This window comes from Tardiphaga sp. 172_B4_N1_3 (assembly GCF_052076035.1).
GTDB classification, from domain to species: Bacteria; Pseudomonadota; Alphaproteobacteria; order Rhizobiales; family Xanthobacteraceae; genus Tardiphaga; species Tardiphaga robiniae.
In genome coordinates, this window is record NZ_CP197238.1 from 4,165,473 (window position 1) to 4,190,505 (window position 25,033).

At 63.3% G+C, this 25,033-nt stretch carries 28 protein-coding genes; 10 read left to right on the forward strand and 18 right to left on the reverse strand.

Annotated elements, in window-relative coordinates; translation table 11 throughout:
• The first annotated feature begins 2 nt into the window (after nucleotides 1-2).
• Nucleotides 3-380, forward strand: coding sequence for a response regulator (locus AB7783_RS19715; protein ID WP_441278553.1), 378 nt, complete (start codon nucleotides 3-5; stop codon nucleotides 378-380).
• A 203-nt stretch (nucleotides 381-583) separates the two neighbouring features.
• Here the strand turns inward: AB7783_RS19715 and AB7783_RS19720 are convergent, their stop codons facing one another.
• The 4 genes from AB7783_RS19720 to argH form a co-directional block, all read right to left on the reverse strand.
• A complete protein-coding gene (locus AB7783_RS19720; protein ID WP_441278554.1) occupies nucleotides 584-3,205 on the reverse strand; it encodes a TIGR02302 family protein in 2,622 nt (873 codons plus the stop codon).
• A 325-nt stretch (nucleotides 3,206-3,530) separates the two neighbouring features.
• Nucleotides 3,531-4,796 (reverse strand): diaminopimelate decarboxylase, encoded by a 1,266-nt coding sequence (gene lysA / locus AB7783_RS19725; protein ID WP_089267614.1) that lies wholly within the window; start codon nucleotides 4,794-4,796, stop codon nucleotides 3,531-3,533.
• A gap of 6 nt (nucleotides 4,797-4,802) precedes the next feature.
• Complete coding sequence (gene lptM / locus AB7783_RS19730; protein WP_068730373.1) at nucleotides 4,803-5,087, reverse strand: LPS translocon maturation chaperone LptM; 285 nt, start codon at nucleotides 5,085-5,087, stop codon at nucleotides 4,803-4,805.
• Nucleotides 5,088-5,179: 92 nt separating this feature from the next.
• Nucleotides 5,180-6,577 carry an argininosuccinate lyase gene (gene argH, locus AB7783_RS19735; protein ID WP_441279727.1) on the reverse strand — a complete coding sequence of 466 codons (1,398 nt, stop codon included), beginning with the start codon at nucleotides 6,575-6,577 and terminating at the stop codon, nucleotides 5,180-5,182.
• Nucleotides 6,578-6,718: 141 nt separating this feature from the next.
• Between argH and tlpA the strand changes: the two genes are divergently transcribed.
• From tlpA to AB7783_RS19750, 3 genes are all read left to right on the forward strand, one after another.
• The gene (tlpA, locus tag AB7783_RS19740) at nucleotides 6,719-7,393 is read left to right on the forward strand and encodes a thiol:disulfide interchange protein TlpA (protein WP_441278555.1); all 675 of its coding nucleotides are present in this window, start codon (nucleotides 6,719-6,721) and stop codon (nucleotides 7,391-7,393) included.
• A gap of 153 nt (nucleotides 7,394-7,546) precedes the next feature.
• A complete protein-coding gene (locus AB7783_RS19745; RefSeq protein WP_089267616.1) occupies nucleotides 7,547-7,906 on the forward strand; it encodes a DUF1428 domain-containing protein in 360 nt (119 codons plus the stop codon).
• Nucleotides 7,907-7,925: 19 nt separating this feature from the next.
• Nucleotides 7,926-8,303, forward strand: a complete 378-nt coding sequence (locus AB7783_RS19750) for a VOC family protein (RefSeq protein ID WP_089267617.1) — start codon at nucleotides 7,926-7,928, stop codon at nucleotides 8,301-8,303.
• Nucleotides 8,304-8,344: 41 nt separating this feature from the next.
• Here the strand turns inward: AB7783_RS19750 and AB7783_RS19755 are convergent, their stop codons facing one another.
• A complete protein-coding gene (locus tag AB7783_RS19755) occupies nucleotides 8,345-9,559 on the reverse strand; it encodes an MFS transporter (RefSeq protein ID WP_309942803.1) in 1,215 nt (404 codons plus the stop codon).
• Nucleotides 9,560-9,627: 68 nt separating this feature from the next.
• On the opposite strand from AB7783_RS19755, the gene AB7783_RS19760 reads away from it, so the two are divergent.
• Nucleotides 9,628-10,617 (forward strand): AraC family transcriptional regulator, encoded by a 990-nt coding sequence (locus AB7783_RS19760; protein ID WP_441230778.1) that lies wholly within the window; start codon nucleotides 9,628-9,630, stop codon nucleotides 10,615-10,617.
• Here the strand turns inward: AB7783_RS19760 and AB7783_RS19765 are convergent.
• Nucleotides 10,614-10,808 (reverse strand): putative motility protein, encoded by a 195-nt coding sequence (locus AB7783_RS19765; RefSeq protein ID WP_068729200.1) that lies wholly within the window; start codon nucleotides 10,806-10,808, stop codon nucleotides 10,614-10,616. The two genes, AB7783_RS19760 and AB7783_RS19765, sit on opposite strands and share 4 nt — an antisense overlap.
• Nucleotides 10,809-10,879: 71 nt before the next feature.
• Nucleotides 10,880-11,731: a LysR family transcriptional regulator gene (locus AB7783_RS19770; RefSeq protein ID WP_089267621.1), complete on the reverse strand. Its 852-nt coding sequence runs from the start codon at nucleotides 11,729-11,731 to the stop codon at nucleotides 10,880-10,882.
• Between the two features lie 109 nt (nucleotides 11,732-11,840).
• Between AB7783_RS19770 and AB7783_RS19775 the strand changes: the two genes are divergently transcribed.
• Nucleotides 11,841-12,224 (forward strand): tautomerase family protein, encoded by a 384-nt coding sequence (locus tag AB7783_RS19775; protein ID WP_441278556.1) that lies wholly within the window; start codon nucleotides 11,841-11,843, stop codon nucleotides 12,222-12,224.
• Between the two features lie 256 nt (nucleotides 12,225-12,480).
• Here the strand turns inward: AB7783_RS19775 and AB7783_RS19780 are convergent, their stop codons facing one another.
• The 5 genes from AB7783_RS19780 to AB7783_RS19800 form a co-directional block, all read right to left on the reverse strand.
• On the reverse strand, nucleotides 12,481-13,362 hold the full coding sequence (locus AB7783_RS19780) for a 3-hydroxybutyryl-CoA dehydrogenase (protein WP_089267834.1): 882 nt from the start codon (nucleotides 13,360-13,362) through the stop codon (nucleotides 12,481-12,483).
• Between the two features lie 167 nt (nucleotides 13,363-13,529).
• Nucleotides 13,530-14,465, reverse strand: a complete 936-nt coding sequence (locus AB7783_RS19785; protein WP_089267623.1) for an electron transfer flavoprotein subunit alpha/FixB family protein — start codon at nucleotides 14,463-14,465, stop codon at nucleotides 13,530-13,532.
• On the reverse strand, nucleotides 14,465-15,214 hold the full coding sequence (locus tag AB7783_RS19790; protein WP_120287249.1) for an electron transfer flavoprotein subunit beta/FixA family protein: 750 nt from the start codon (nucleotides 15,212-15,214) through the stop codon (nucleotides 14,465-14,467). Before AB7783_RS19790 ends, AB7783_RS19785 begins: the two co-directional genes overlap by 1 nt.
• Nucleotides 15,215-15,352: 138 nt before the next feature.
• Complete coding sequence (locus tag AB7783_RS19795; RefSeq protein WP_089267625.1) at nucleotides 15,353-15,925, reverse strand: cob(I)yrinic acid a,c-diamide adenosyltransferase; 573 nt, start codon at nucleotides 15,923-15,925, stop codon at nucleotides 15,353-15,355.
• 33 nt (nucleotides 15,926-15,958) lie between these two features.
• A complete protein-coding gene (locus AB7783_RS19800) occupies nucleotides 15,959-16,153 on the reverse strand; it encodes a twin transmembrane helix small protein (RefSeq protein ID WP_068730376.1) in 195 nt (64 codons plus the stop codon).
• 199 nt (nucleotides 16,154-16,352) lie between these two features.
• On the opposite strand from AB7783_RS19800, the gene AB7783_RS19805 reads away from it, so the two are divergent.
• Nucleotides 16,353-17,213 carry a YihY/virulence factor BrkB family protein gene (locus AB7783_RS19805; protein ID WP_210269064.1) on the forward strand — a complete coding sequence of 287 codons (861 nt, stop codon included), beginning with the start codon at nucleotides 16,353-16,355 and terminating at the stop codon, nucleotides 17,211-17,213.
• Here the strand turns inward: AB7783_RS19805 and AB7783_RS19810 are convergent.
• From AB7783_RS19810 to AB7783_RS19820, 3 genes are all read right to left on the reverse strand, one after another.
• Entirely contained in the window at nucleotides 17,140-18,402 is a 1,263-nt protein-coding gene (locus tag AB7783_RS19810; RefSeq protein ID WP_441278557.1) for an ATP-binding protein, read from the reverse strand. The two genes, AB7783_RS19805 and AB7783_RS19810, sit on opposite strands and share 74 nt — an antisense overlap.
• Nucleotides 18,403-18,492: 90 nt before the next feature.
• Nucleotides 18,493-19,380, reverse strand: coding sequence for a tRNA glutamyl-Q(34) synthetase GluQRS (gene gluQRS / locus AB7783_RS19815; RefSeq protein ID WP_441278558.1), 888 nt, complete (start codon nucleotides 19,378-19,380; stop codon nucleotides 18,493-18,495).
• Between the two features lie 11 nt (nucleotides 19,381-19,391).
• Nucleotides 19,392-20,285 (reverse strand): LysR family transcriptional regulator, encoded by an 894-nt coding sequence (locus AB7783_RS19820; RefSeq protein WP_441278559.1) that lies wholly within the window; start codon nucleotides 20,283-20,285, stop codon nucleotides 19,392-19,394.
• Nucleotides 20,286-20,410: 125 nt separating this feature from the next.
• Between AB7783_RS19820 and AB7783_RS19825 the strand changes: the two genes are divergently transcribed.
• Nucleotides 20,411-21,151: an SDR family oxidoreductase gene (locus AB7783_RS19825; protein WP_092150434.1), complete on the forward strand. Its 741-nt coding sequence runs from the start codon at nucleotides 20,411-20,413 to the stop codon at nucleotides 21,149-21,151.
• Nucleotides 21,152-21,175: 24 nt separating this feature from the next.
• Here AB7783_RS19825 and AB7783_RS19830 read toward each other — a convergent pair whose 3' ends face one another.
• From AB7783_RS19830 to AB7783_RS19840, 3 genes are all read right to left on the reverse strand, one after another.
• A complete protein-coding gene (locus AB7783_RS19830; protein ID WP_441278560.1) occupies nucleotides 21,176-21,427 on the reverse strand; it encodes a hypothetical protein in 252 nt (83 codons plus the stop codon).
• Between the two features lie 85 nt (nucleotides 21,428-21,512).
• A complete protein-coding gene (locus tag AB7783_RS19835) occupies nucleotides 21,513-22,256 on the reverse strand; it encodes a DUF2252 family protein (RefSeq protein WP_441278561.1) in 744 nt (247 codons plus the stop codon).
• Between the two features lie 143 nt (nucleotides 22,257-22,399).
• Entirely contained in the window at nucleotides 22,400-22,984 is a 585-nt protein-coding gene (locus tag AB7783_RS19840) for a L,D-transpeptidase (protein WP_441278562.1), read from the reverse strand.
• Between the two features lie 653 nt (nucleotides 22,985-23,637).
• Here AB7783_RS19840 and AB7783_RS19845 point away from each other — a divergent pair.
• Together AB7783_RS19845 and AB7783_RS19850 are read left to right on the forward strand one after the other, a co-directional pair.
• Entirely contained in the window at nucleotides 23,638-24,525 is an 888-nt protein-coding gene (locus AB7783_RS19845) for a cation diffusion facilitator family transporter (protein WP_441278563.1), read from the forward strand.
• Nucleotides 24,526-24,602: 77 nt separating this feature from the next.
• Nucleotides 24,603-24,986 (forward strand): DUF2946 family protein, encoded by a 384-nt coding sequence (locus AB7783_RS19850; RefSeq protein WP_439065124.1) that lies wholly within the window; start codon nucleotides 24,603-24,605, stop codon nucleotides 24,984-24,986.
• Nucleotides 24,987-25,033: the final 47 nt, after the last annotated feature.

Here is a 25,033-nt window from a genome sequence, read left to right on the forward strand (position 1 = left end):
TCGTGGCGCGTATCCTGATTGCTGATGACGAAGAATCGATGCGGCTGCTGGTCGGCCGCGCCATCGCCATGGATGGCCACGAGATCGTCACGGCCGAAGACGGCGCCGAGGCGCTGGAAATCCTTACCGAGCAAAGCGGCGCATTCGACCTGCTGCTGACCGACATCAAGATGCCTGTCATGGACGGCATTGCGCTGGCGCTGTCCGTCGCGCGCGATTTCCCCGAGCTCACAATCCTGCTGATGACCGGTTACGCCGACCAGCGCGAACGCGCGACCGGACTGAATGCAATCGTGCATGATGTGGTGACGAAGCCGTTTTCGGTGGCGGATATCCGCACTGCGGTGGCGGATGCGCTGGCGGTAAAGAACAAGGGATAGAGGGCTCTTTCTGATCCCTCCCCCAAGCGGCGAAGCCGCGCAGCGGGGAGGGTGGCTGGCCGAAGGCCAGACGGGTGGGGTCGTGCCACAAACGCCGCTCTCACTTGCTGAAGCACCCCACCCCGGCCTATCGGCCGACCCTCCCCGCTGCGCTTCGCTTGGGGGAGGGAAACCACTGGCACCGGCGCTTCCTAACTCCGCCCTCAATAATCCTTCAGCAGCCGCTCGATGTAATCGAGTTCAAGCTGCGGTCGCGTCGTGTCGCCGAGGCGACGACGCAATTCTTCCAGGATTCTCCGCACACGCTGCACGTCGATCTCGCCGGGAATCTTCACCGTGAGGTCGTCGCCGAGTTCGCGGCCACGCAGCGGACGCCCGAGCGGATCGCTTTGCCGGCCACCGCTCTGCTGGCGGCCGGGATTGTTGCCGGGGCCGTCGTTCTGGCCTTCACCCTCGCCCTGCTGCATGGCCTGCGCGAGCTTCTGTGCACCCTTGCGGAGCGCATCGAGTGCCTTGCCCTGCGAACCCACGGCGCCATCGGCATTGCCCTCGCCGAGCTGGCCGCCGGCATCGCCCATGGCGCTGTCGGCATCACCGAGACCATCACCGTCGCCGTCACCATCGGCGTCCGCCTGATCGTCGCCGCCTTGACCTTGGCCCTGCCCTTGCTGGCCCTGCTGGCCTTTTTGCCCCTGCTGTCCTTTTTGGCCCTTCTGACCCTGGCCCATGCCCTGCTTGGCGAGCTGGTCCTGTAGCTGCTTGAGGCGGTCGCGCAGGTTTTGCTGATCCTGCTGCAGATCGCCCATACCCTGCTCGCCCTGCTTGCCGCGGCGGCGCTCGTTGCGCTGGTCCTGGCCCTGCTTGAAGGTCTTGTCGCGAAGCTGCTGCTGCTTGCGGATCATGTCCCCAAGCTCGTTCATCGCCTGATCCATCTCGCTGTCACCGGACTGGCCGGGCTGCGCCATCTGCAGGTTTTCCAGCATCTGCTGCATCTGTTCGAGTAACTGCTTGGCGGCATCCTTGTCGCCGGAGCGCGACAGCCGCTCCATGCGCTCGATCATATTGTTGAGGTCCTGCTGCCGCATCACCTTGGTGTTCTTGTCGAGCGGACGCGCCAGCTGCTGCGGGTTCTGCTTCATCTGCTCGGCGAGCTGCTTCAGAAAGTTGTCCAGCGCCGCACGCAGGTTCTCGGTGAGCTTCTTGATCTCTTCGTCGCTGGCGCCGCGCTCCAACGCCTGCTTCAGCGCGTCCTGCGCCGCCTTCAGCGCCTTGTCGACATCGGTGATGTCGCCGTCCTCGATGGTGACGGCGAGCGCCCACAGGCTGGCGACGACTTCTTTCAGGGCCGCATCGGTGCGGGCGCGTTCGATCTGGGTGGCAACGCTGCGCAGCCCGAGATACTGACCGGCTTCCGGCGTGAAAGCTTCCGGAGCGATCATCAGGGCCTGCAGCGCGAAGGAGACCTGGCCGCGCTGATTGGCGTCGAGTGCCAGGATACGGCGCTGTTCGATCAGCGCGCGCGGCAGCGGCTTGGTGAACAGCCGCTCCGGCAGTCGCATGCTGAACGGCTCGCTCTTGCCCTCGTTGCCCGACTCATCCTTCGCGGTCAGCGTCAGCGTCACATCGGCGCCGGCATAGGGATCCTCGCTGAGATCCTTGACGGTCTGGCCGACGCCGTTGCGCGTGCGCGCATTTGGCAGCACCAGCGCAAATGACGGCGCATCGAACAGCGGCCGCGGCTTGGCGGCTTCCTTGATGCCATCCTTGGTCTCGGCGGGACGCGCCGCGAATAGCGCATGGGCTTCGGTAACGCCGTAGTCGTCCTCGAGCTTGTAGGACATCTGCAGCGAACCGCGCGCCTGACGCTCCGGGTCCTTGGCGAGCGCGATGGTCGGCGGACGATCACCCGTTGCCGTGAACTTCCACTGCGGCTGGCCGGACGGCGCACGGACATGTGCCGTCCCGTCAGACGTGATGATGAAATGCTTTTCGTTGGTGCCCTTCGGGGCTTCCGCCGTCGGCGCCACGTCAGCGACACCGCCGGTGAGAACGACATCAAGCGCACCACCGCTGGAGCGCACGATCAGCGTCGAGCCCGACGGCACCGGCAATGCAGCGGCATCGGCCGTGGACGCATCCTTATTGGCGGCGGAAAGGATGATGGGCGGCTTGCCGGTGTAAGGCGGCGGCGTGATCCAGGCGTCGACGCGCACATTCGCCGGCGCCAGCACGCCGTTCCAGTCGAACGCCGCCATGATGCGTGCGCCGCGCTCGCCACTGGCGGCAAACCAGGTGGCGAACAGCAGCACGACCACGATGGCGCGCAGCGCCCAGGGATCATGGATCGCGAGGCGCGGCGACGGCAGGCCAGCGCGGATTTTCTTGAGCGAGGCCAACGTACGCTCGCGCTGAACCAGCCACAGCGCCCGGGCCATCGGGTCCTGCGACGACAGCGTGTCGGTCAGCGCCGTTGCGGGGCGATGTGCAATTCCGGTGCCGCGATCGAGGCGCGACAAGCCCTCTTCACGCGACGGCCAGCGAAACTTCAGGAGAGGAACGAGCGTCGCCAGCGCGGCGATGACGAACAACGCAAGACCGATGGCGCGTGCAGTGAAGGGAAGCGTCAGCCACAGGCCGGCCCAGGACGCCACCAGAAACAACCCGACGACACTGAGCAGCCGGGCCAGATGCGGCCACCCCCGCTCCCAGGCAATCGCCACCCGGGCACGCTGCAGCGCCTGCGCCAGCTGAAGCTGCGCCGCCGCCTGACGATCGGCATTTGGATCGTGTGGGGGTTGTGGTCGGTCGGGGGGCGCAGCGCTCAACGACGATCTCCGATGTTACCGCACGACACACTAGCACGGCGGCGGCAATGAGGCATGGCACGGGGGCCATCCGTGCACATGCAAAGCCTGAGCCTAAGTCGATTCGGAGCGATTGGGGTCACGAAGCCGTGAGGGGTCTTTGTAAGGGAACGCCGGCCGTGCGCTCCCTCGCCCCGCTCTTGCGGGGAGAGGGTGGGGTGAGGGGCTCTTCGAGATCCGCCTACCTGCGCTTGAGCTTGAAGAGAGCCCCGTGCCCCGCCCCTCACCCGCCGCGAAGGCGCGGCGACCTCTCCCCGCGCAGAGCGGGAGAGGTAAAATCACCGTCTCACAACCAGGGCGCGGCCTTGTCCATGGCGATCAGCTGCTCGACCTCGATCCGCGGGCGGACCACCGCATACTGGTCGTCTTTCACCAGCACTTCCGGGACCAGCGCGCGGGTATTGTAGGTTCCCGCCTGCACGGCGCCATAGGCGCCGGCGGTCATGATCGCGAGCAGATCGCCGGACTTCAGCTCCGGCAGCTTGCGGTCGAGGGCGAGGTAATCGCCGGTCTCACAAACAGGGCCGACCACATCGACAGCCGCGAGCTTCGCACCGGGTGCGGGCGCCGCTACCGGCAGGATCTCGTGATAGGCCTCATACAGAGTCGGCCGGATCAGATCGTTCATGGCCGCATCGATGATGACGAAGGTCTTGCCGTCGCCATGCTTCACATGGATCACGCGCGCGACGAGAATGCCGGCATTGCCGACGATCATGCGGCCGGGCTCGAACATCAGCGTGCAGCCGAGATTGTGCGTCACGCGCTTGACCATGGCCGCATAGGCCATCGGCTCCGGCGGTGCGGCGCGGTCCTCGTAATAGGGAATGCCGAGACCGCCGCCGAAATCGACATGCGAAATCGTGTGACCGTCGTTGCGCAGCACGGTGACGAAATCGGCCAGGATGCGAAATGCCTGCTCCATCGGGGCGAGATCGGTGATCTGGCTGCCGATATGCATGTCGACGCCGGTGACCTCAATTCCCGGCAGCTTCGCAGCACGGGCATAGACCTCGCGTGCCTTGCTGATGGGGATGCCGAACTTGTTTTCCGACTTGCCGGTGGAGATCTTGGCGTGGGTGCCGGAGTCCACATCGGGATTCACGCGGATCGAGATCCGCGCCGTACGGCCGGTCTCGCTGGCGATCTCCGACAGCAATGCGAGTTCAGGCTCCGACTCGATATTGAGGCAGAGAATGTCCTCGTCGAGCGCCAACCGCAGCTCGTCCGCGGTCTTGCCTACGCCGGAAAACACGATCTTCTTCGGCGGGATGCCGGCGGCCAGCGCGCGCTTCAACTCACCACCGGAGACCACGTCGGCGCCAGCGCCAAGCTTCGCCAGCGTGCGCAGCACCGACTGGTTGGAATTCGCCTTCATGGCGTAACAGACGAGGGCCTTTGTATCGGCAAAGGCCTCGGTGAAGACGCGGTAGTGCCGCTCCAGCGTCGCGGTCGAATAGCAATAGAATGGCGTGCCGACGGCATCCGCCATTTCGGCAATATCAACGCCTTCGGCGTGCAGCACGCCGTTGCGATAGTCGAAATGGCGCATGGCGAGTTAGTCCAGGATCGGATCGAGCAGGAACGGCTTCTTGCGACCACGGGTCGCCGCCGGCGGGCCCTCATCGACACCGTTCGAGGGCGCGAACACGTCCCTGCCCTTGCTGGCAGCCGACTGTGCATCGGGATCCGCCGCTGGAGCGCCGGTACCCATCGGCTGCGCAGACGCCTGTGGCGGCAGATCGAGGCCGCCTTTACGGCCGCAGCCAGCCAGCGCCAAAGCAGAAGCGGTCAGAACGAGAATGGCCCATCGCGCGGACGCAGGGCGGGTCGGACAAGTCACAGCGAAATCCCCAAATGCGGGCGCACCATACAAAGATTGCTGCGCTCTGGCGAGACCCCGAAATCCATTGAATTTTCGCACGCCAAGCCCGCTCAGCCCAATTTCCGCTCTTTTTCCAGTCGCTTGAGCCAGGCCTTCGCCTGCGACGTCACATTCTTCGGCGCCGTGCCGCCATAGCTGACCCGGCTCTTCACCGAGGATTCCACCGACAGCACCTTCATCACCTCTGCGGTGATCTTCGGCTCGACCGCCTGCATCTCCTTCAGGTCGAGCTCGTGCAACGCCACGCCCTTCTTGGTGGCGATGCCGACGATCCGGCCGGTGACGTGGTGCGCCTCGCGGAACGGCATTTTCAGCGTTCGCACCAGCCAGTCCGCCAGATCGGTGGCGGTGGCATAGCCCTCGCCGGCAGCAAGCTTCATGCGCTCCTCATTGGGCACGAGATCGCGGACCATGCCGGCAATCGCGCGGATCGCCAGCGATAGCGCCGAATAGGCCTCCATCGCGCCCGCTTTGTCCTCCTGCATGTCCTTCTGATAGGCCAGCGGCAGGCCCTTCATGACAATCAACAATCCGGTGAGCGAGCCGATCACGCGGCCGGTCTTGGCGCGGACCAGTTCGGCCGCATCCGGATTGCGCTTCTGCGGCATGATCGAGGAGCCGGTGGTGAACTTGTCCGAGAGTCTGACGAGGCCGACCAGCGGCGAGGTCCAGATCACGATCTCCTCGGCGAAGCGCGACAGATGTACGGCCGCGATCGAAGCCGCCGACAGCGTCTCGAGTACGAAATCGCGGTCCGACACCGCATCGAGCGAATTCGCCATCGGGCGATCGAAGCCCAGCGTCTTGGCTGTGGCATGGCGATCGATCGGGAATGAGGTACCGGCCAGCGCAGCGGCGCCGAGCGGGCTTTCATTGAGGCGCTTGCGCGCATCGGCGAAGCGGCCGCGATCGCGCGACACCATTTCCACATAGGCCAGCAGATGATGACCGAAGGTCACCGGCTGCGCGGTCTGCAGATGGGTGAAGCCGGGCATCACCGTGTCGGCATGCTCCAGCGCACGATCGACCAGTGCCCGCTGCAGCGACGCAAAGGCCGCATCGATCTCGTCGATGGTATCGCGCACGAACAGACGGAAGTCGGTCGCGACCTGGTCGTTGCGCGAACGCGCGGTGTGCAAGCGGCCGGAGGCCGGGCCGATCAGCTCGCCGAGCCGGCTCTCCACATTCATGTGAATGTCTTCGAGCGCACGCTTGAATGTGAACGCCCCCTTGGTGATCTCTGACAGGATCGTGTCTAGACCGCCTGTGATATTTTTCGCATCTTTCGCGGTGATAATCCCTTGCCTGGCAAGCATCGCAGCATGGGCCTTGGACGCGGTAATGTCCTGGGCATAGAGGTGGCGATCGACGTCGATGGAGACATTGATTTCCTCCATGATGGCGTCGGGGCTTTCATCGAACAGCCCGCCCCACATCTTGTTGCTCACATTGGAGCCCTTACCGTCATTGCTGGACTTGCCGTTGCCCTTGCGCGAAGCCATGAATTGTCACTCATCTTTAACCGCAGCCGACGGATCGTCCGTCGCCAACCGTTGCATAGCCCTAACTGAGACCGAATGACAAACCCTATGCCCGACCAGCCTGCCCCCCGTCCTGCCAAACGCCGCCTGATCGTGCTCGGCGCGGTGCTCGTCGGCGCCGTGATCGGCTTTGCCGCGGTATCCAATATGGATCGGCTGCGGCAGCAGGCTGCGCCGGGCGATCCGACCTGTGCGCCGGCCATAGCGCTGTCGAAGAAGATCGAACCGCTGGCGCGCGGCGAAGTTGCCGGCCTGACCATGGCCAGAACGCCGCTGAAACTGCCGGACCTCGCTTTCAGGGATGCCGACGGCCAGGAGAAGAAGCTGTCCGACTGGCGCGGCCGGACGGTGCTGGTGAACCTGTGGGCCACCTGGTGCGTGCCCTGCCGCAGGGAAATGCCGGCGCTGAACAACCTCGAGACCAAGCTCGGCGGCCCGGATTTCCAGGTCGTTGCGATCAATATCGACACCCGCGACGCCGAGAAGCCGAAGGCCTTTCTGAAAGACGGCGGCCTCAACCGGCTGGATTATTTCACCGACACCTCAGCCAAGGTGTTCCAGGACCTCAAGGGCATCGGCCGTGCACTGGGTATGCCGACCTCGGTGCTGATCGACGGCAAGGGCTGCGAGATCGCGACCATCGCCGGCCCCGCCGAATGGGACAGCGAAGATGCCATCAAGCTGCTGAAAGCGGCGGTGAAGCCCGCCGCGGCCAGTTTCTGAAGACCACGGCACAGACGACTGCGACATACGGCCGCCTGCCCCAGCCACGAAATTCCCCGCCATCATGTCGGATGAACGTACTTGCGTTCGTCTTGAAAACGACCGGGCTGTTCACGCCCGGCGCCGACGCATGACAGCAGGGAGAAACGACCAATGGCCTATATCGACGGATTCCTCGTTCCGGTGCCGAAGAAGAAGCTGAAAGCCTATGCCGCCATCGCGCGCAAGGCCGGCAAAATCTGGCGCGAATACGGCGCACTCGACTATCAGGAATGTGTCGCCGATGACGTCAGCGTCGGCAAATGGACATCCTTCCCGCGCAGCGTGAAACTGAAACCCGACGAGACCGTTGTGTTTTCCTATATCATCTACAAGACGCGCAAAGATCGCGACCGCATCAACGCCAAAGTGATGAAGGATCCGCGCCTCGCCAAGATGATGGATCCGAAGGCGATGCCGTTCGATGCCAAGCGCATGATCTATGGTGGCTTCAAGACGCTGGTTTCAGTCTGACGCAACAACGGAGGACGCCATGACGCCGCACGGTCATTTCAACTGGAATGAATTCGTGACGCGCGATCCCGAGCGCGCGAAAGCCTTCTATCAGGAGACCATCGGCTGGACCTATCAGGCCAAGAAGCTGGCGGGCGGCGGCATCTACTGGATCGCAATGATGGACAATGTGCCGGTCGGCGGCATCTTCCACGCGGAAGGCCCGGGCTACGAGAATGTCCCCGATGGCTGGATGCCGTATCTCGCGGTCGACGATGTCGATGCGCGTGTGAAGAAAGCTGTCGCGGCCGGCGCGACGCTGATGCGGCCGGTATTCGACATTCCCGATGTCGGCCGGCTCGCAATCCTGCTGCAGCCCGGCGGTGCCGGGATCGGCTGGATCACACCGGTCGCGTAAGAGAAGCCGGGAGGCAGCAGGCTGCTGCCTCCCTTCGCGCTTCAGGCCGGCACTTCGCCGCCGCTGCGCGACAGCAATACGAGCAGCGCGCCCGCTAGTGTCGCCGCTGCGAGATAACCAACGGCACCGAACGGGCCGAAACCGTCGACCAGAATGCCGCCAACGACTGCGCCAACCGTGATCGCGACCTGGAAAGCCGACACGAGCAGGCCGCCCGCAGATTCAGCTTCGTCCGATGCGACCCGCACCATCCATGTCTGGAAGCCAACCGGCAGCACGCCGAAGGCAAAACCCCAGAGACCAACCGCGATGCCCGCGACAAGGCCCGAAGCGCCAAAGACAAACAGCACCAGCGCGAGCACGGCGATGGCCGCAGATCCCGTGACGATCGCAAGTTTCGCACTACGGGCGACAAGCACCCCGCCCGCGAAATTGCCGAAGAAACCGCCAACGCCATAAGCCAGCAGGACGAGCGAGATCGCAGTGACCGGAAGCTGCGGCACTTGTTCGAGGAAATGCCGGACGTAAGTGAATCCGGCGAAGTGGCCCGAGATACTGACGGCGATTGCGATCATCACAAGCCGGACACTGGGCCGACGCATCAGCACGAACAGCGTGCGCACATCCGGTGATGTGAGCGGCGGCAAGCGCGGCAGCGTCAGCACCTGAAAGACGAGCACGACGGCGCCGACAGCGGCCGCCAGCAAGAACACGTTCCGCCAGCCCCACAGATCTCCAAGATATGCACCGATGGGCGCAGCGCTGACGGTGGCGATCGAAACGCCACTGAAAATCAGCGAGATCGCGCGCGGCAGCGCCTCCGCCGGAACAAGCCGCATCGCTGTGGCAGTTGCCATTGCCCAAAAACCGCTGAGGCTGATGCCGAGCAGCACGCGGGCAAGCAACAGGATCGGCAGGTTGCTTGCGGTAGCTGACAGCAGATTGGACACGATCAGCAGCACTGTGAGCGACCACAGGACGACGCGGCGATCCATGGCGCGTGTCACAATGGCCGTCGCAAGCCCGGCGATGATTCCGACAAGGGAAGTCGCCGTCACCACCTGCCCGGCAGCACCAACCGAGACGCCGAGATCGGTGGCGATCGGCGTAAGCAGACTGGCGGGCAGGAATTCAGCCGTGACCTGGCTGAACGCGCCAAGCATCAAGGAGACAACAGCCGCCCAAGCCGCGTCCGTCCGCTCAGTGGTTACGGGAGAAACATCGGCATCAAGTGCAGCAGTGGCGGAATCAGTCATGGCAGTCTCCAGCAGGGACCCCGGAGATGGAGGTGACCTCCTGGAGTTTCCATGCTAGAAAACCCTCAATGCTTGATCATTCGTCCACAACTGTCGCCACTCACCCCCTGACCGAAATGCTCCGGGGCTTGAAGATTGAGGGCGTCGATTACGTCCGCTGCCGCATGACCGAGCCATGGGGGCTGGTATTCCCGGCACGGCCGAAGGCGCAATTCCACTTCGTCGCCGAACGCGGCTGCTGGCTGCGAACTCTTGATAACGCGTGGGTCCGCCTTGAACCAGGTGATGCGGTCTTGCTGCCGCGCGGCGCGGAACATGCGCTGGCGAGTTCACCCGATGCCTTCCCGGCGCCGGTCGAGAATTGCCAGTTCGAGCCGGTTTGCTGCGGCATCCTCGACACCTGCAGCGGCGGCAACAGAAATGGCGAAGAAACCGTGCTGTTCGGCGCCGGCATGACCTTCAACCTCGACAGCCAGCATCCGTTACTGCTGATGATGCCTGAGCTGATGCAGATGCACGAACTGGCCACCGACGAGCCCGCCATCCCGCATCTGCTTGAGGCCATGACGTCCGAACTGGCGCTGGATCGCGTCGGTGCCGGCGGCATGCTGACGCGGCTGGCCGATGTTGTCGCCGCTGCACTGATCCGCAACTGGGTGGAGAAGGGCTGCGGCTCTGCCGGTTGGGTCGCAGCAGCACGCGATCCCGGTATCGGGCGAGTTCTCGCTGCGATCCATCGCGATCCGACCAGGGATTGGACCGTCGAGGCGCTGGCGAACGTCATGCATGCGTCACGCTCGGCATTTGCGTTGCGCTTCGCCAATGTCGTCGGCCAGACACCGGCCCGTTACGTCGCGCAATTGCGGATGCAGGAAGCAAAGCAGTGGCTCGTTCGCGACCGCCTAAAGATCGCGGTCGTCGCACGGCGGCTTGGCTATGAATCGGAAGCAGCGTTCAGTCGTGCCTTCAAGCGCATCATTGGCACGCCGCCCAGCCATTTTCGCGCGACACTGACTGCTGCGTCCAGCGACGACCAGCCAGGTTCGACAGCGCCTTAAGCGGCGATATCGACGTTGCCGCCGACGCCCGCGCCGAGATTGGCCTGCGAGGCCTGCTGCGCGCCGCCGAGCAGCGTCAACACGGTGTTCTTTTCCATGTCGGCATTCGACTTCATGATCGAGGTGGCGATCTGCGACTGCGTTCCCGCCGCCTTCATGGCAAGCGCGCTGGCAACCAAGGCCATATCCATAGAAATACTCCGTAACGTCGTACCGCCGGTATAGCGGTGCGGGGTTAACGAATGTTGACCTGGTGCAACAATCAGCCGGCATTCGCCCGAAATGCCGCACCCAGCGTGCGCAGCGCGCCGCGCGCCCGCGCATCGGTGAGGCTGGAATGCAGCATCGTCTCGGCATCCTGCAATTTCGGCAGACCGAGGCGCGGGCCGAGATCGATACTGCCGGCGGGAGCAACACGGCGGACCAGCGCACCAACGGCGAGACCGGCGGAAATCGCTGCGCCGATGGTCGCAACGCCGCCGCCAACGAAGGCTTCGGTCCACGGAATGCCAGCCCCATCGAGTGCCGCAATCGCCGCCGAACGGACCGTACATGGCGCGGATTGCGCCGCGAGTCGCAGCGGCTCACCGGGCGCGTGCCGAAAATCCAGCGTGCCCATCCAGCCAAATGGTTCTTCCATCAAGACCTCGCCGTCACCACGTCGCCTGTCGATCCGCAACACGATCGCCGCGTCGAGATCGCCAGCGTCATAGGCTGACAGCAGGACCCGCGATGACTCGATCCGCAATTCGATCACCAGGGACGGATCAGTCGCGCTCATGCGTTTCAATACGTCGGCGAGATCGGCGCCGACGAGATGATGGCTGATCCCGACCACGAGACGCCGCCGCTCCGCAGCGAATGAGCCAATGGCCGACTGATGCGCCGCGACGAGATTTCGCGCGGAGGCCAGAAAAGCCGCCCCCTCCGCCGACAGGCGCACCAGCCGCGGCGTTCGCTCCAGCAGGCGCTTGCCCAGCCCGCTTTCCAGCCGCTTGATCTTCAGGCTGATCGCCGACTGCGTGCTTCCCATAGCCTCGGCTGCGCGGGTGAAGCTGGTGAGATCGGCCACCAGCACGAAGGCTTGGACGGCCTCGATATCGAGCGCTTTCATCAGCCAATCATTTCAATATGACATCATTGAAATATTATTTCATACGATTTTCCAATGATCAATATGGGATTAGGTTTGTTGGATCGGATTTGAACGACAGGAGACCACCATGCCGCTGGTTCGCATTTCACTGAAGAAGGGCAAGCCCGCCGCCTATCGGGAGGCGATCGCCGAAGGCGTCTATCAGGCGCTGCGCGAGACCTTCAACGTCCCGGAGGGCGATCGTTTCGTCACCATCTCGGAGCACGATGATGGCACTTTCATCTATGATCCGAATTATCTCGGCATTCGCCGGACCGATGACCTGGTCATCATCCAGTTGACGGTGAGCAACACTCGTCCGCGCGAGCAGAAGCAGGCGCTCTACAAACGGATCGTCGAGAAGTTGACTGACAGACCGGGCCTGCGGCCCGAAGACGTCTTCATCAACCTCGTCGAGGTGCTGCCGGAGAACTGGTCGTTTGGCCATGGCGTGGCGCAGTACGTGACATGATTACGCAGCGCGAGACATTGATGGCGCATCTGTGCGGAGTCGGCATGGGCATGGCGACGATCGTCGGGATGGTGCCGGCGACGGTGAGCCTGATGCGGGCTCTCATCTAACCAGGCACTCCGTCATGCCCGCGCGAGGCGCGGCTTCGCTGGATGTCGCGGGCATCCACGTCTTATTTTGCTGGCCACAAAAACGTGGATGGCCGGGACAAGCCCGGCCATGACGAAGTCTTACTGTAACGGACAGCGCGCGAAGCTTAGCGCGTCGGAATCGGCTTCTCGCCGCGGTAGTCGTAGAAACCGCGCTGGGTCTTGCGACCGAGCCAACCGGCTTCGACATATTTCACCAGCAGCGGGCACGGCCGATACTTGGAGTCGGCGAGGCCTTCATGCAGCACCTGCATGATCGACAGGCACGTATCGAGGCCGATGAAGTCGGCGAGTTCGAGCGGGCCCATCGGGTGATGCGCACCGAGCTTCATCGCAGCATCGATGGCTTCGACATTGCCGACGCCTTCATACAGCGTGTAGATCGCCTCGTTGATCATCGGCAACAGAATGCGGTTGACGATGAAGGCCGGGAAATCTTCCGAGACGGCGATCTGCTTGCCGAGCCTCGTGACGAAGTCCTTGGACGCATCGAAGGTCGCGTCATCGGTGGCAATGCCGCGGATCAGTTCGACCAGCTCCATCAACGGCACCGGATTCATGAAGTGAATGCCGATGAACTTTTCGGGACGGTCGGTCGACGCGGCGAGGCGCGTGATCGAGATCGACGATGTGTTGGAGGCGATGATTGCCTCCGGCTTCAACACGGCGCAGAGATCGTGGAAGATCTTGCGTTTGATCTCTTCCTTCTCGACGGCGGATTCGATCACGAGATCGCAATCAGCAAGGCCGTCCATCGTGTCGGACGAGGTGATGCGATCCAGCGCGGCCTTGCGTGCATCCTCGGTGATGACCTTCTTCGACACCTGACGCGACAGGTTGCCGTTGATCGTCGCCATGGCAGACTTCAGGCGGTCGGCAGAGACATCGTTCAGCACAACTTCGAGGCCGCCCAATGCAGCCACATGCGCAATGCCATTGCCCATCTGGCCCGAGCCGATCACGCCGACTTTCTTGATCATAACCGCCATCTTGCTTGTCATCTCTGGGAACACGCCGCCCGCGCATGCCGCGTTCGGAAAGCTATCTTTACATAAAATATCGGCCGGAGTCAGTCACTCCGGCCGATGTCGTTAATTGAGGCGCAAAGCCCTAATTCAGCAAGGCCTTATTTGCCAAATCCTTGCCCGCTGGGCCTCTACTTGCCGAGTGCTTCGGTCAGCTCCGGCACGGCCTGGTAGAGGTCGGCGACCAGGCCGTAATCGGCGACCTGGAAGATCGGCGCGTCTTCGTCCTTGTTGATCGCGACGATCACCTTGGAGTCCTTCATGCCGGCGAGATGCTGGATCGCGCCGGAAATGCCGATGGCGATATACAGCTCCGGAGCCACGACCTTGCCGGTCTGGCCGACCTGCCAGTCGTTCGGGGCATAGCCGGCATCTACCGCGGCGCGCGAGGCGCCGACACCGGCGCCGAGCTTGTCGGCGAGCGGCTCGATGTATTTGGCAAAGTTCTCGCGGCTCTGCATGGCACGGCCACCGGACACGATGATCTTCGCCGAGGTCAGTTCCGGACGATCGCTCTTGGCCATGTCCTCGCCGACGAAGGTCGACAGACCGGGATTCTCGGCCGTCTTGGCGTCTTCCACCGCCGCGCTGCCGCCTTCACCGGCTGCACCGAAGGTCGAGGTACGCACCGTAATGACCTTCTTGGCGTCCTTGGACTTCACGGTCTGGATCGCGTTACCGGCGTAGATCGGACGCTCATAGGTGTCGGGCGCAATCACCTTGGTGATTTCCGACACCTGCATCACGTCGAGCAGGGCGGCGACGCGCGGCATCACATTCTTCGAGCGCGTGGTCGCAGCGGCGATCAGCACGTCATAGGCGGGCGCCAGCGACACGATCAGCGCGGCCAGCGGCTCGGCAAGATCGTGGGCATAAGAGGCGTCGTCGGCGAGCAGTACCTTGGTGACGCCCTGCAGCTTGGCGGCAGCTTCCGCGGCCGGCTTCGCATTCTGGCCGGCAACGAGAATGTGCACCTCGCCGCCGATCTGGGTCGCGGCGGTAAGCGCCTTGTTGGTGGAATCCTTCAGGGTGGCGTTGTCGTGATCGGCAAGCAGCAATGTCGGCATTAGAGCACCCCGGCTTCAGTCTTGAGTTTCGATACCAGTTCGGCGACGTCCTTGACCTTGACGCCGGCCTTGCGGCCGCCCGGTTCGCTGGTCTTGATGATCTCGAGACGCGGAGAGATATCGACGCCGTAACCATCGGCGGTCTTCTCGTCGATCGGCTTCTTCTTCGCCTTCATGATGTTCGGCAGCGAGGCGTAGCGCGGCTCGTTCAGACGAAGATCGGTGGTGACAATGGCCGGTCCCTTGAGCTTGACGGTTTGCAGACCGCCATCGACTTCACGGGTCACGGTGACGTCGTCGCCCTCGATGACGAGCTTGTTGGCGAAGGTCGCCTGCGGCCAGCCGAGCAGCGCAGCCAGCATCTGGCCGGTCTGGTTGGCGTCGTCGTCGATCGCCTGCTTGCCGAGGATCACCAGGCCCGGCTTTTCCTCATCGGCGACAGCCTTGAGGATCTTCGCCACGGCGAGCGGCTCGACGGTGCCTTCAACCTTGACGAGGATGCCGCGGTCCGCGCCCATCGCGAGGCCGGTGCGGAGGGTTTCGGACGCCTGTGCGGGGCCGATCGACACCACCACCACTTCGGTTGCCTTGCCGGCCTCTTTCAGGCGCAGGGCTTCCTCGACAGCGATTTCGTCGAACGGATTCATCGACATCTTGACGTTGGACAGTTCGACGCCCGATCCGTCGCTCTTGACGCGAACCTTGACGTTGTAATCGACCACCCGTTTGACCGCGACCAGAACCTTCATCGATCCTCTTTCGTGTGAGTTTTATTGTTTCAGAGCTTGCTCGGAAGCTTGGGCGCGGAACCTAAAGCCCCTGCCACACGGGGTCAACGCGCCAGACCCTAAAATCGAATGTCTCTAGGCCAGCCGATTTAGCCGAAATTACCGGTTCTGGCCGGGCACCCAGAGCACATCGCCGGCACCATTGTCGTTCTGCGAGCGGCTGGCGACGAACAGGAAGTCCGACAGCCGGTTCATATACTGGATACCAGCGTCCGAGACCGGCTCATCGGGCTGGGCGGCGAGTTCCACTATGATCCGTTCCGCACGGCGGCAGATTGTCCGGGCGACATGAAGGTGAGCGGCGGCTGGAGTTCCGCCAGGCAAAACAAACGAGGTCAGATCGGCCAGCGGCGCGTTGAGCATGTCAATATCGTTCTCCAACCGCTCGACCTGACTCGCCAGGAGGCGCAGCCGCTCGGCCTTGCCCTCGCGCTGCGGAACCGCGAGATCGGCCCCGAGATCGAACAGATCGTTCTGGATCAGCCCGAGCATCGCATCCAGGGACCGCGCATGGGCGAGATGCAGTCGCACCACGCCGATCGCGGCATTGGTCTCATCCACGGTTCCATAGGCGCTGACGCGGAGATCGTATTTCGGCCGACGTTCGCCGGTGCCGAGGGCCGTCGTGCCGTCATCGCCAGTGCGGGTATAGATGCGGTTGAGAACGACCATCGAATTGATCCAGCGCCAGTTAAGGAATTTGCGTCAGCGGCCCATCGCCCAGACGGTGGCCATTGTGAGGATAATGGCGACGAATTGCAGCACCACGCGCCACCGCATCAGCTTCTGCGAGCGATCAGGCGAGCCGCCGCGCATCATGTTGAACAAGCCAAGCAGCAGGACCAGCGCAACGGCGCCGACCGCGATGGGGAGGATAATGTTGCTGAGCGTTGATGTCATATCGGCTACATAACACTGCGTCACAGGCTGCGCTATCGTCAGTCGTCAAAATGACACAGCGGTTACGCGCGCGCCGCAATGCAACGATCTGGCTTTTTCGCGTTAGATATCAGAAGCTAACATGAGGGCCGGTGATTTGCCGGGCCGATCCCGAACCAGGTGGCACGTGGGGCAGATACGCACCGTCTACGATGTCGTGATGGACGCCTTCTATACGTTTCTTGCCGATGACGGCTGGGCGATCGCCAGCCATATCGCCCTCTCCACCCTGATGGCGCTGTTTCCGTTCCTGATCGTGCTGGCCTCGCTGGCCGGCTTTTTCGGCTCCAAGAATCTCGCCGATCAGGCCGTCGGCCTGCTGCTGGAGGTCTGGCCCGATCAGGTGGCCGGCGCCCTGTCCTCGCAGATCCACGACGTGCTGACCACCACCCGCGGCGATGCGCTGACCATCGGTCTCGTGCTCGCAGTGTATTTCGCCTCCAACGGCGTCGAGAGCCTGCGCGTTGCCCTGAACCGCGCATACTCGGTGATCGAGCTGCGGCGCTGGTACTGGCTGCGGCTGGAGTCAATCGGCTACACGCTGGTCGCTGCCGTCACCGCGCTGGCCATGGCGTTCCTGATCGTGCTCGGCCCGCTGATGCTGGAAATCGTGAGGCGCTATGTCCCGCTGATGGTGGAGAACAACGAGCGGCTACTGACGGTGGCGCGTTACGGCATCACCATCGTCGCCATGGTGATCGCATTGTTCATCCTGCATGTGTGGCTGCCGGCAGGCCGCCGCACCTTCAGTCAGATCCTGCCGGGCATCATCTTCACGATGCTGGCGTCGCTGGCCTCCGGTATCGGCTTCGGTCTTTATCTGGCGCGCTTCGCCAACAACTATGTCACTATGTATGCAGGCCTGGCATCGGTGATCATCGCGCTGGTGTTTCTGTACTTTATTGCGGCGATCTTCGTGTTCGGGGGCGAACTCAATGCCGCCATCATCAAGTCGCGGCTGCCCCACGGCGTCTCGCTTCAAGCAGCGCAGTCGCTAGCGCCCGCGGAGACACCGGTTTGATCAGAAACGCGTCGGCGCCCGCCTGACGCGATGCAGCTTCGTCTTCACTGCGACCGGACACCCCAATGATCGCGACGCGGCCATGCGGCGCCTTCAGCGCACGGATCTGCCGGATCGCCTCGACGCCGTCGATACCCGGCAGCACCATGTCCATGAGCACCGCATCGAACGTGCCCTGCGCGACGCGCTCCGCCGCTGCTTCGCCACGACCGATGAACTCGGCCTGATGGCCGAGTTCAGTGAGAATGGCATTGAGCACGACGCGACCGAACGGATTGTCCTCAACGCTCAGCACCCGCAGCGCGTCTCCCGGCGCAAAAGCAGCATCATCGGCGCTCGACATGATGGCGATCGGACCGCTCGTCTTGTCGAGGCCGACCGTCAGCGTGAACACTGTCCCACCGCCGCGGCTCTGCGCCACAGTGATGTCGCCGCCCATGGCGCGGGCGAGTTGTTTGACCGACGACAGGCCGAGGCCGGCGCCGCCAAAACGCGACGCGATCGACACATTGGCCTGCGAGAACGGTTTGAACAGCCGCTTGATCTCGGCGAGCGTGAGCCCGATGCCGCTATCGGAGACGGTGAAAGATACGCCGACCTTGCCCGCCATGCGCACAGGCGAGACCTTCAGCGCGACATTGCCCTGCTCGGTAAATTTCACCGCATTGTCGATCAGATTTTCCAGCGCCGCGCGCAGCCGCACGGGATCGCCGACCACGAACACCGGCAGTCTGTCGGAGATCGCGACCCGCGACAGCAGTCCCTTGGCAGCCGCGCGGCCCGCGAGCGAGTCGCCGATGTTGCGGGCAAGCGCGCGCAGATCGAAGAAATCCTGCCGCAGTTCGAATCTGGATTTGCTGCTGCGCGCCGCATCGACGAACAATGTCGCGAGACCCGCCAGATGTTCGGCGCCAGCCTTGATCGTCTCGACCCAGCGCCGCTCACGCTCGTCGAGATCGGAGGTGGCCAGCAGATCGCTGACCGCAAGAATGCCGGTCAGCGGCGTGCGCACCTCATGGGCAAACACCGCCAGCGCGGTTTCCACCATCGTATCGGCACGCGGGGACATGCGCTTGGCGCGCGGCTTCGATGCAGGCTTCTTCGCCGCACGCTTCTTTGCCACGCGCTTTTTCAGCGTTTGCTTGGTGCGCGTCCGCATCTTGCGCGGAGAGCGCGATGTCAGCGCCATATGTTGCCCACCTGTCCCGGCGGCACCATGCCACGGCGGGGCGCGCGGAGTCACGCCGCAGGCCTGGTCCGGCTTGCGAATTTCTTGCGGCTAACTTGCGGCAGACGGGTCAGGTAGCCCGACCATGCGGCGGATATCCGCTGGTGTAGTGCCCCCGGCCCGCAACTCCCGCAGGCTGGTGGAGCCGGTCGATTTCGACAGTTTTGCGCCGGTGCCATCGCGCACGAGCAAATGATGCCGATAGACCGGCTGCGGCAGGCCGAGCAGTTGCTGCAGCAACCGGTGCACGCTGGTCGACCAGAACAGATCCTCGCCGCGCACCACATGGGTCACGCCCTGCAACGCATCGTCGATGACGACCGAGAGATGATAGCTGGTCGGCGTTTCCTTGCGGGCGAGGATGACATCACCCCAAGCCTCCGATTGCGCGGTGACGGTGCCCGTCTCGCCGCCCGGACCCGCGCCCTGCTCGGTCCATGCGAGCGAACCACTGGCCACAATGGCTCTGGCCATATCGAGCCGCAGCGCCATCGGGGCATCTGCCCGTTTGAGTTCGGCGACAGCCTGCGGCGACAGCGATCTGGCAATGCCTGGATAGAGAGGCGCACCATCGGGATCGCGCGGCCATGAGCCTTTCGCTTCTTCGGCCGCGATCATGCGCGCGATCTCACCGCGGCTCTCGAAGCTCGGATAGAGCAGTCCCAAGGCTGCAAGCCGTTCGGTCGCTGCGCGGTAGTCGGTGAAATGCTGCGACTGTCGCCGTACCGGCATCTCCCAGGCGATGCCGAGCCAGGCGAGATCCTCATAGATCGCGGCCTCGAATTCCGGCCGGCAGCGCGTGGCATCGATATCCTCGATCCGCAGCAGCAACCGGCCACCGGCCTCACGCGCCAGATCGAAATTCAGCAGCGCCGAATAGGCATGGCCGAGATGCAGATAGCCGTTGGGGCTGGGCGCGAAGCGAAAAACAGGGGCCATCGCAGGTTTCACTAAATGAGGTCGCGCGCAAAAGCACGCGTCAGCCAGTCCATGAACACACGCACCCGCGGCGAGAGCTGGCGGTTGCGCGGATAGAGCAGCGACACGGGCGACGGTGTCGGCGGATATTGCGGCAGCACCTCGACCAGCGTGCCATCGGCGAGTTCGCCCTTGATCCGATAGTGCGGCACCTGCACCAGGCCGAAGCCGAGTTTCGCCATGGCCACGTAATTTTCCGCGCTGTTCACCGTGATCGCCACCCGCAAGGAGACAAGACGCAGCGCGCCGCTGTCCTGAAATTCCAGCGGCAGCACCGCGCCCGTCGCCGAGGAGTGATAGCCGACCATGCGATGGCCTTCGAGCGCATCTATGGACAAAGGCACGCCCATGCGCGCGAGATAGGACGGCGCGGCGCAGGTGACTTCGTCCATCATGGTCAGCCGGCGCGCCACCATATCGCTGTCGCGGAGCTCGCCGACACGCACCACGCAGTCGATGCCCTCACGGATCAGATCGACCAGCCGGTCGCCCTCGCTGAGATAGAGCTGGATATCCGGATATTCGGCAAGAAAGTCCGGCAGATGCGGCAGCACGAAATTGCGCGCCAGCGTGCCGTTCATATCCACCCGCAGCGGCCCCTTGGGCTTGGCCCCGCAGAACGCGCTTTCGGCGTCTTCAAGATCGGCAATCAGCGTCAGGCAGCGCTGGTGATAGGCCTCGCCGTCCAGCGTCGGTCGCACCAGCCGCGTGGTGCGCTCGAGCAGCCGCACGCCGAGCCGCGCCTCGATCTGCTTCACGGCGTCGGTGACGGTCGACCGCGGCAGGCCGAGATCCGCCGCAGCAGCCGTAAAACTGCGCCGCTCCACCACCCGTGTGAACACCCGCATCGTCTCGAAACGGTCCATCGGTTTGTTCGCTAAATCCGGATTGTGATGCCAGATAATGCATCATTATCCGGAAAATGGAATGGCCTAAGTTTCTCCCATCAGAACGGCGCCGCCAGTCGGCCGTCTTATCGAGGAGAAGCGAAATGACCAACCAATCCAGCAAAGTAGCCATCGTGACGGGCGCATCCCGCGGCATCGGTGCAGCTATCGCCGAGCGGCTGGGCCGCGACGGCTTCACGGTCATCGTCAATTACTCCGGCAATGCCGCGCTGGCCGAGGCCGTCGCACAAAAGATCGAAGCCGCGGGTGGCCGCGCGCTGACCGCCAAGGCCGATGTCAGCGATCCCGCCGCTGTGCGCGGGATGTTCGATGCAGCGGAGACCGCCTTTGGCGGCATCGACGTGCTGATCAACAATGCCGGCATCATGAAGCTCGCGAAATTCGCCGACGCCGACGACGCATCGTTCGACCAGCAGATCGCGGTCAATCTGAAAGGCACGTTCAACACCATGCGCGAGGCGGCGAAGCGGCTGCGCGACGGCGGTCGGGTCGTGAACTTCTCGACGGGCGTCGTCGGCACCAAGCTGGAAACCTACGGGATCTATGCCGCCACCAAGGCTGCAGTCGAAACCATGACGGGTATCATGGCCAAGGAGATGCGGGGCCGCTCGATTACCGTGAACGCCATCGCGCCCGGCCCGACCGCAACCGACCTGTTCCTCAATGGCAAGTCGCCCGAACTGATCGAGCGTTTCGCCAAGGCGACGCCAATGGAGCGTCTCGGCACACCCGAAGACATCGCCAATGCCGTTGCTTTCCTGGTCGGCCCTGAAGGCGGCTGGATCAACGCCCAGGTGCTGCGCGCCAATGGCGGGCTTGTGTGAGATCGGAGCGACTGCCGCGGCTCATTACTTTTTCCAAGCGCGGTAGTCGCTTTCCACCAGATCCGACATGGTCTTGGCCGCCATGCCCAGCCACCCCGGAGGCCGCTTCCTGAGATCGGCGCGCAGCGCTTTTGCGCCGATCTTGCTCGCGACGTGAATGGCAGCGAGATCCTGCCCCATCGCGTTCAATAGCTGCGTGGTCAATTTGGCCAGCTCGGCGCCCGGACTCTTGCCGAGTTCAATCTTGCGGGAATCCGGCGCCAGCCGGCGGATCACGAACTTGCCGTCAATGGCCAGAAACGGATCCGGCGCGCGATAGCGTCCAAACGCCAGGGCGTGAAGATGCGAAATGCTCGACTTGCTACCATGTGCCCACAGCCATGCCGAAGGGACGAGCGCCTTTGCCTCCCTCAGGCAGACCCCCCCCTTCCGCAGTGGCGACGGCCACGTATCGTGGCCGGCCGAGGCCGCCGGTGCCCGCGACGCGGCTGCCAAATCTCTCGATCGTTGCGCCCTTCAGCGACTTTTTCAGTGCCTGGACGACCTTTGCAGGCGGCTTGGCGGTCGGATACTTCTTCACCTCGTTCCAAAACTTCGCCGGCTTCTTGCGTGCGCGAACGGCATAGGGCCGCATCCAGAATTCGCGTTGATCCAATAAAGCCGGATGGGGATCGGCCAGACCCTTGCGGTAGCCGGCGAGAATGGCACGCGAGATTGCCGCTCTCCCAAGCCTCATGCCCGGCGCAAGCAGCGCGCTGGTCGTAAGCCGAACGAGATCGAACAGATACGGCATCTTCGCCGCCTCATCGAAATCGTTGATGCCCCAGACCAGCCGCCCTTCGGCGTCCCGCCAAGTGCCGTAGTTTTCGAGATGGACGTCGCCGACGCACAGGACATGCGGCGCATCGCATAATGTCGGGCAGAGGTCTTCGATCTTCCTTGCCCACCGAAAATACGTGCCACGCAAAAAGACGAAGGGGTCCTCGCGCATCAGTCGGTGCTTGAGCCTGAGGTCCTTTTCCACGACGTCGCACTGGCCACGCAGCCAATCCTCATACGCGCTGTTATCTTCGCGAAAAGACATCTGGGCCTCGCGGTCGCTCAAAAACAATCAAAAGATGTATTGAATTCAGGATGCACCATAAAACGGTGCAACGAAACCGGCTATGGCAAAATTCGCGGCGTCGAACGCAAAACGCCGGGTATCAGAGACACCCGGCGTTTTGAATTCTCGGTCAAAGGCGCGTCTCAGGACTCGGCGCGGCCGCCCTGGATCACGACGACGCGGCTACCGATCTTCACGCGGCTGTAGAGATCGACCACATCCTGGTTCATCAGCCGGATGCAGCCGCTGGAAACGGCGTGGCCGATGGTCTCGGGCTCGGTGGTGCCGTGAATGCGAAACATGGTGTCGCGGTCGCCCTGATAGAGATACATCGCACGCGGCCCGAGCGGATTATCGATGCCGCCCTCCATGCCGCCCGCCATCTTGCGGTAGCGCGCGGGTTCGCGGTTCATCATGTTTTCCGTCGGGCTCCAGTGCGGCCACTCGGCCTTGCGCTTGATCACCGCAGCGCCGGCGAAAGCGAGGCCGGCCTTGCCGACGCCGATGCCATAGCGCATCGCCTTGCCGTCGCCTTCCACGAGATAGAGATGCCGTGCGGCCGTATCGACCACGATGGTGCCGACGGGCTCCTTGGTGCGGTAGGCGACGCGCTGACGCAGCATCGCCGAATCGATTCCGGAGACGTCGATGGCCGGCAGCGTGTGCCCGCCGTCATTCAACTCGGCATAGCTGGCGGACGGACCGCCAAAGCCGGTGGACGACATCATCCCCCCGCTGCTTGCACATCCTGCCAACACAGCGGGCAACATCAAAAGCGCCAGAAGGCGCAGCCCGCGTGATCCACCAAAACCTGTCATTCCCAACCCTTGCTGCAACGCGTCCAACCCGGACGACCCGCACCTCATACAGGGCTGAGCGATCAAATCAGGCTCAACAGCGTGTCATTTCGCTCATGGAACAGCTCTGTGCTGCACTTTGCGCCCCGCTGTGGTGATCGCGCCACAGCCACGCAGGCTCACGAATAACCTCAGGTTGATCGATCGCCCTTGAGGGTCGGCCGGCGCGCAGCGCGAGCCTGCCCACGGAACCGCAACAGCGATGCCCGCCGAAGCGGGCCGGAACACTCCACCATGGGTCTCCCCGGCCTTGTTGAGGCCGACAACATTGAGGACCACGCCATGACGACACGATCCAGCACGATGTCGTCCCGCAACTATCAATGCGCGGACGACCGCTACAAACATCACGCGCATAACGAGATCGATATCATGTCCATTGGGAGGACGACGTGCTCGACGAAGTACACGCGCCTTATAATGCGAAGCACTTGCAGCTGGATTTCACGGCTTGCATCGTTGTGATCGGCATATTAGAGCACACAGCCGCGTGAGACTTCGCGTTACCCCAACGAGATTTTCAGATGACAAGCGTTCGCAGTCTTGCGCAAGGCAGCATTGCCGTTGGCCTGCTGGTCCTCGGTATGAAATACGCTGCCTATCATCTGACCGGCAGCGTCGCACTGCTGTCCGATGCGATTGAAAGCATCGTCAATGTCGTGACGGCCATCGTCGTTTTGCTTGCGACCACGCTGAGCGCGAAACCGGCAGACGACGATCATCCCTACGGGCACCACAAGGCTGAATATTTCTCGGCCGTGCTCGAAGGCGTACTGATCGTGCTCGCCGCGATCCTGATCCTGCGCGAAGCCTATCAAAGCTATCTTGTACCGCGCCTTGTCGAAGCACCCTGGGTTGGGCTGCTGCTCAACGCAGCGGCGAGCATCATCAATGCAGGTTGGGCATGGGTGCTGATCAGGCAAGGTCGCATCCACCGCTCGCCTGCCCTGGCAGCAGACGGCCGCCATTTGCTGTCCGACGTATATTCTTCAATCGGTGTTCTCGGCGGCGTCGGAGTAGCGGCACTGTCGGGCATCGCCATTCTCGATCCCATCCTTGCGGCGCTCGTCGCGCTCAACATCCTGTGGGCCGGTTGGGGCCTGATGAAGGAGTCGCTCAGCGGATTGATGGATGAGGCCATCCCGCCAGCCATGCTCGCGAGCATCAAGCAGACCATATCGGCCCATGCCGACGGCGCCATCGAGGCGCACGACCTGCGCACCCGCCGCGCCGGCAGCATGACCTTTATCGATTTCCATCTGGTGGTGGCAGGATCGACCACCGTGAGCGCCGCGCACGACATTTGCGACAAGCTCGAGACCGCGATCCGCCAGGAGATCGGCGAGGCGCTGATCACCATCCATGTCGAACCCGACGACAAGGCCAAGCATTCCGGCATCGTCGTTCTCTAGATTTCGGGTGACTTCGCTCCACGAACGGCTTTGACAGGTTCCGCCCCCGTGTTAATCGGGAGGCGAGGATCGTTCCCGTGACACATGTTTCGCGCAAACGCTGGTTTGGGGCCGTGGCATCTTTGGCCGCTGCCTACGCGCTTGTGCTCAATGTCGTGCTGTCCAGCCTGTTGCTCGCCGCGATCTCGCCGACCGCGCAGGCCGCAGGCTTCGAGCTCTGCCTCACCCATCCTGACCTTGCCGCATCCCCTGACGACGCCGACAAGACATCAGGCGCTCCTGCGGTGCATTGCCCGATCTGCGTCGGCACCCATGCGCCGGGTGCCCCGCCGGCCTCCGCGACTTTCCTCGTCTCGCGTATCGCCATCGCGATCGCTCCCGTCGCCGCCCTCGACGATCGCATCGTTGCGGAAGCAGCAACCTCCGACCACCGGGCCCGCGCGCCACCGTGCCTGAGCTGACGTTCCACGCCGTCAGACGCCGCGCATCAGCGCGCGCGTTGCTCAGT

Excerpts from the sequence above, each read along its gene's own strand:
- lysA (WP_089267614.1), bottom strand. The coding sequence starts at position 4,796 with ATGCGCCATTTCGACTATCGCAACGGCGTGCTGCACGCCGAAGGCGTT.
- tlpA (WP_441278555.1), top strand. The coding sequence starts at position 6,719 with ATGCCCGACCAGCCTGCCCCCCGTCCTGCCAAACGCCGCCTGATCGTG.
- AB7783_RS19745 (WP_089267616.1), top strand. The coding sequence starts at position 7,547 with ATGGCCTATATCGACGGATTCCTCGTTCCGGTGCCGAAGAAGAAGCTG.
- AB7783_RS19750 (WP_089267617.1), top strand. The coding sequence starts at position 7,926 with ATGACGCCGCACGGTCATTTCAACTGGAATGAATTCGTGACGCGCGAT.
- AB7783_RS19755 (WP_309942803.1), bottom strand. The coding sequence starts at position 9,559 with ATGACTGATTCCGCCACTGCTGCACTTGATGCCGATGTTTCTCCCGTA.
- AB7783_RS19760 (WP_441230778.1), top strand. The coding sequence starts at position 9,628 with ATGCTTGATCATTCGTCCACAACTGTCGCCACTCACCCCCTGACCGAA.
- AB7783_RS19765 (WP_068729200.1), bottom strand. The coding sequence starts at position 10,808 with ATGGATATGGCCTTGGTTGCCAGCGCGCTTGCCATGAAGGCGGCGGGA.
- AB7783_RS19770 (WP_089267621.1), bottom strand. The coding sequence starts at position 11,731 with ATGAAAGCGCTCGATATCGAGGCCGTCCAAGCCTTCGTGCTGGTGGCC.
- AB7783_RS19775 (WP_441278556.1), top strand. The coding sequence starts at position 11,841 with ATGCCGCTGGTTCGCATTTCACTGAAGAAGGGCAAGCCCGCCGCCTAT.
- AB7783_RS19780 (WP_089267834.1), bottom strand. The coding sequence starts at position 13,362 with ATGGCGGTTATGATCAAGAAAGTCGGCGTGATCGGCTCGGGCCAGATG.
- AB7783_RS19785 (WP_089267623.1), bottom strand. The coding sequence starts at position 14,465 with ATGCCGACATTGCTGCTTGCCGATCACGACAACGCCACCCTGAAGGAT.
- AB7783_RS19790 (WP_120287249.1), bottom strand. The coding sequence starts at position 15,214 with ATGAAGGTTCTGGTCGCGGTCAAACGGGTGGTCGATTACAACGTCAAG.
- AB7783_RS19795 (WP_089267625.1), bottom strand. The coding sequence starts at position 15,925 with ATGGTCGTTCTCAACCGCATCTATACCCGCACTGGCGATGACGGCACG.
- AB7783_RS19800 (WP_068730376.1), bottom strand. The coding sequence starts at position 16,153 with ATGACATCAACGCTCAGCAACATTATCCTCCCCATCGCGGTCGGCGCC.
- AB7783_RS19805 (WP_210269064.1), top strand. The coding sequence starts at position 16,353 with ATGGACGCCTTCTATACGTTTCTTGCCGATGACGGCTGGGCGATCGCC.
- AB7783_RS19810 (WP_441278557.1), bottom strand. The coding sequence starts at position 18,402 with ATGGCGCTGACATCGCGCTCTCCGCGCAAGATGCGGACGCGCACCAAG.
- gluQRS (WP_441278558.1), bottom strand. The coding sequence starts at position 19,380 with ATGGCCCCTGTTTTTCGCTTCGCGCCCAGCCCCAACGGCTATCTGCAT.
- AB7783_RS19820 (WP_441278559.1), bottom strand. The coding sequence starts at position 20,285 with ATGGACCGTTTCGAGACGATGCGGGTGTTCACACGGGTGGTGGAGCGG.
- AB7783_RS19825 (WP_092150434.1), top strand. The coding sequence starts at position 20,411 with ATGACCAACCAATCCAGCAAAGTAGCCATCGTGACGGGCGCATCCCGC.
- AB7783_RS19840 (WP_441278562.1), bottom strand. The coding sequence starts at position 22,984 with ATGATGTCGTCCACCGGCTTTGGCGGTCCGTCCGCCAGCTATGCCGAG.
- AB7783_RS19845 (WP_441278563.1), top strand. The coding sequence starts at position 23,638 with ATGACAAGCGTTCGCAGTCTTGCGCAAGGCAGCATTGCCGTTGGCCTG.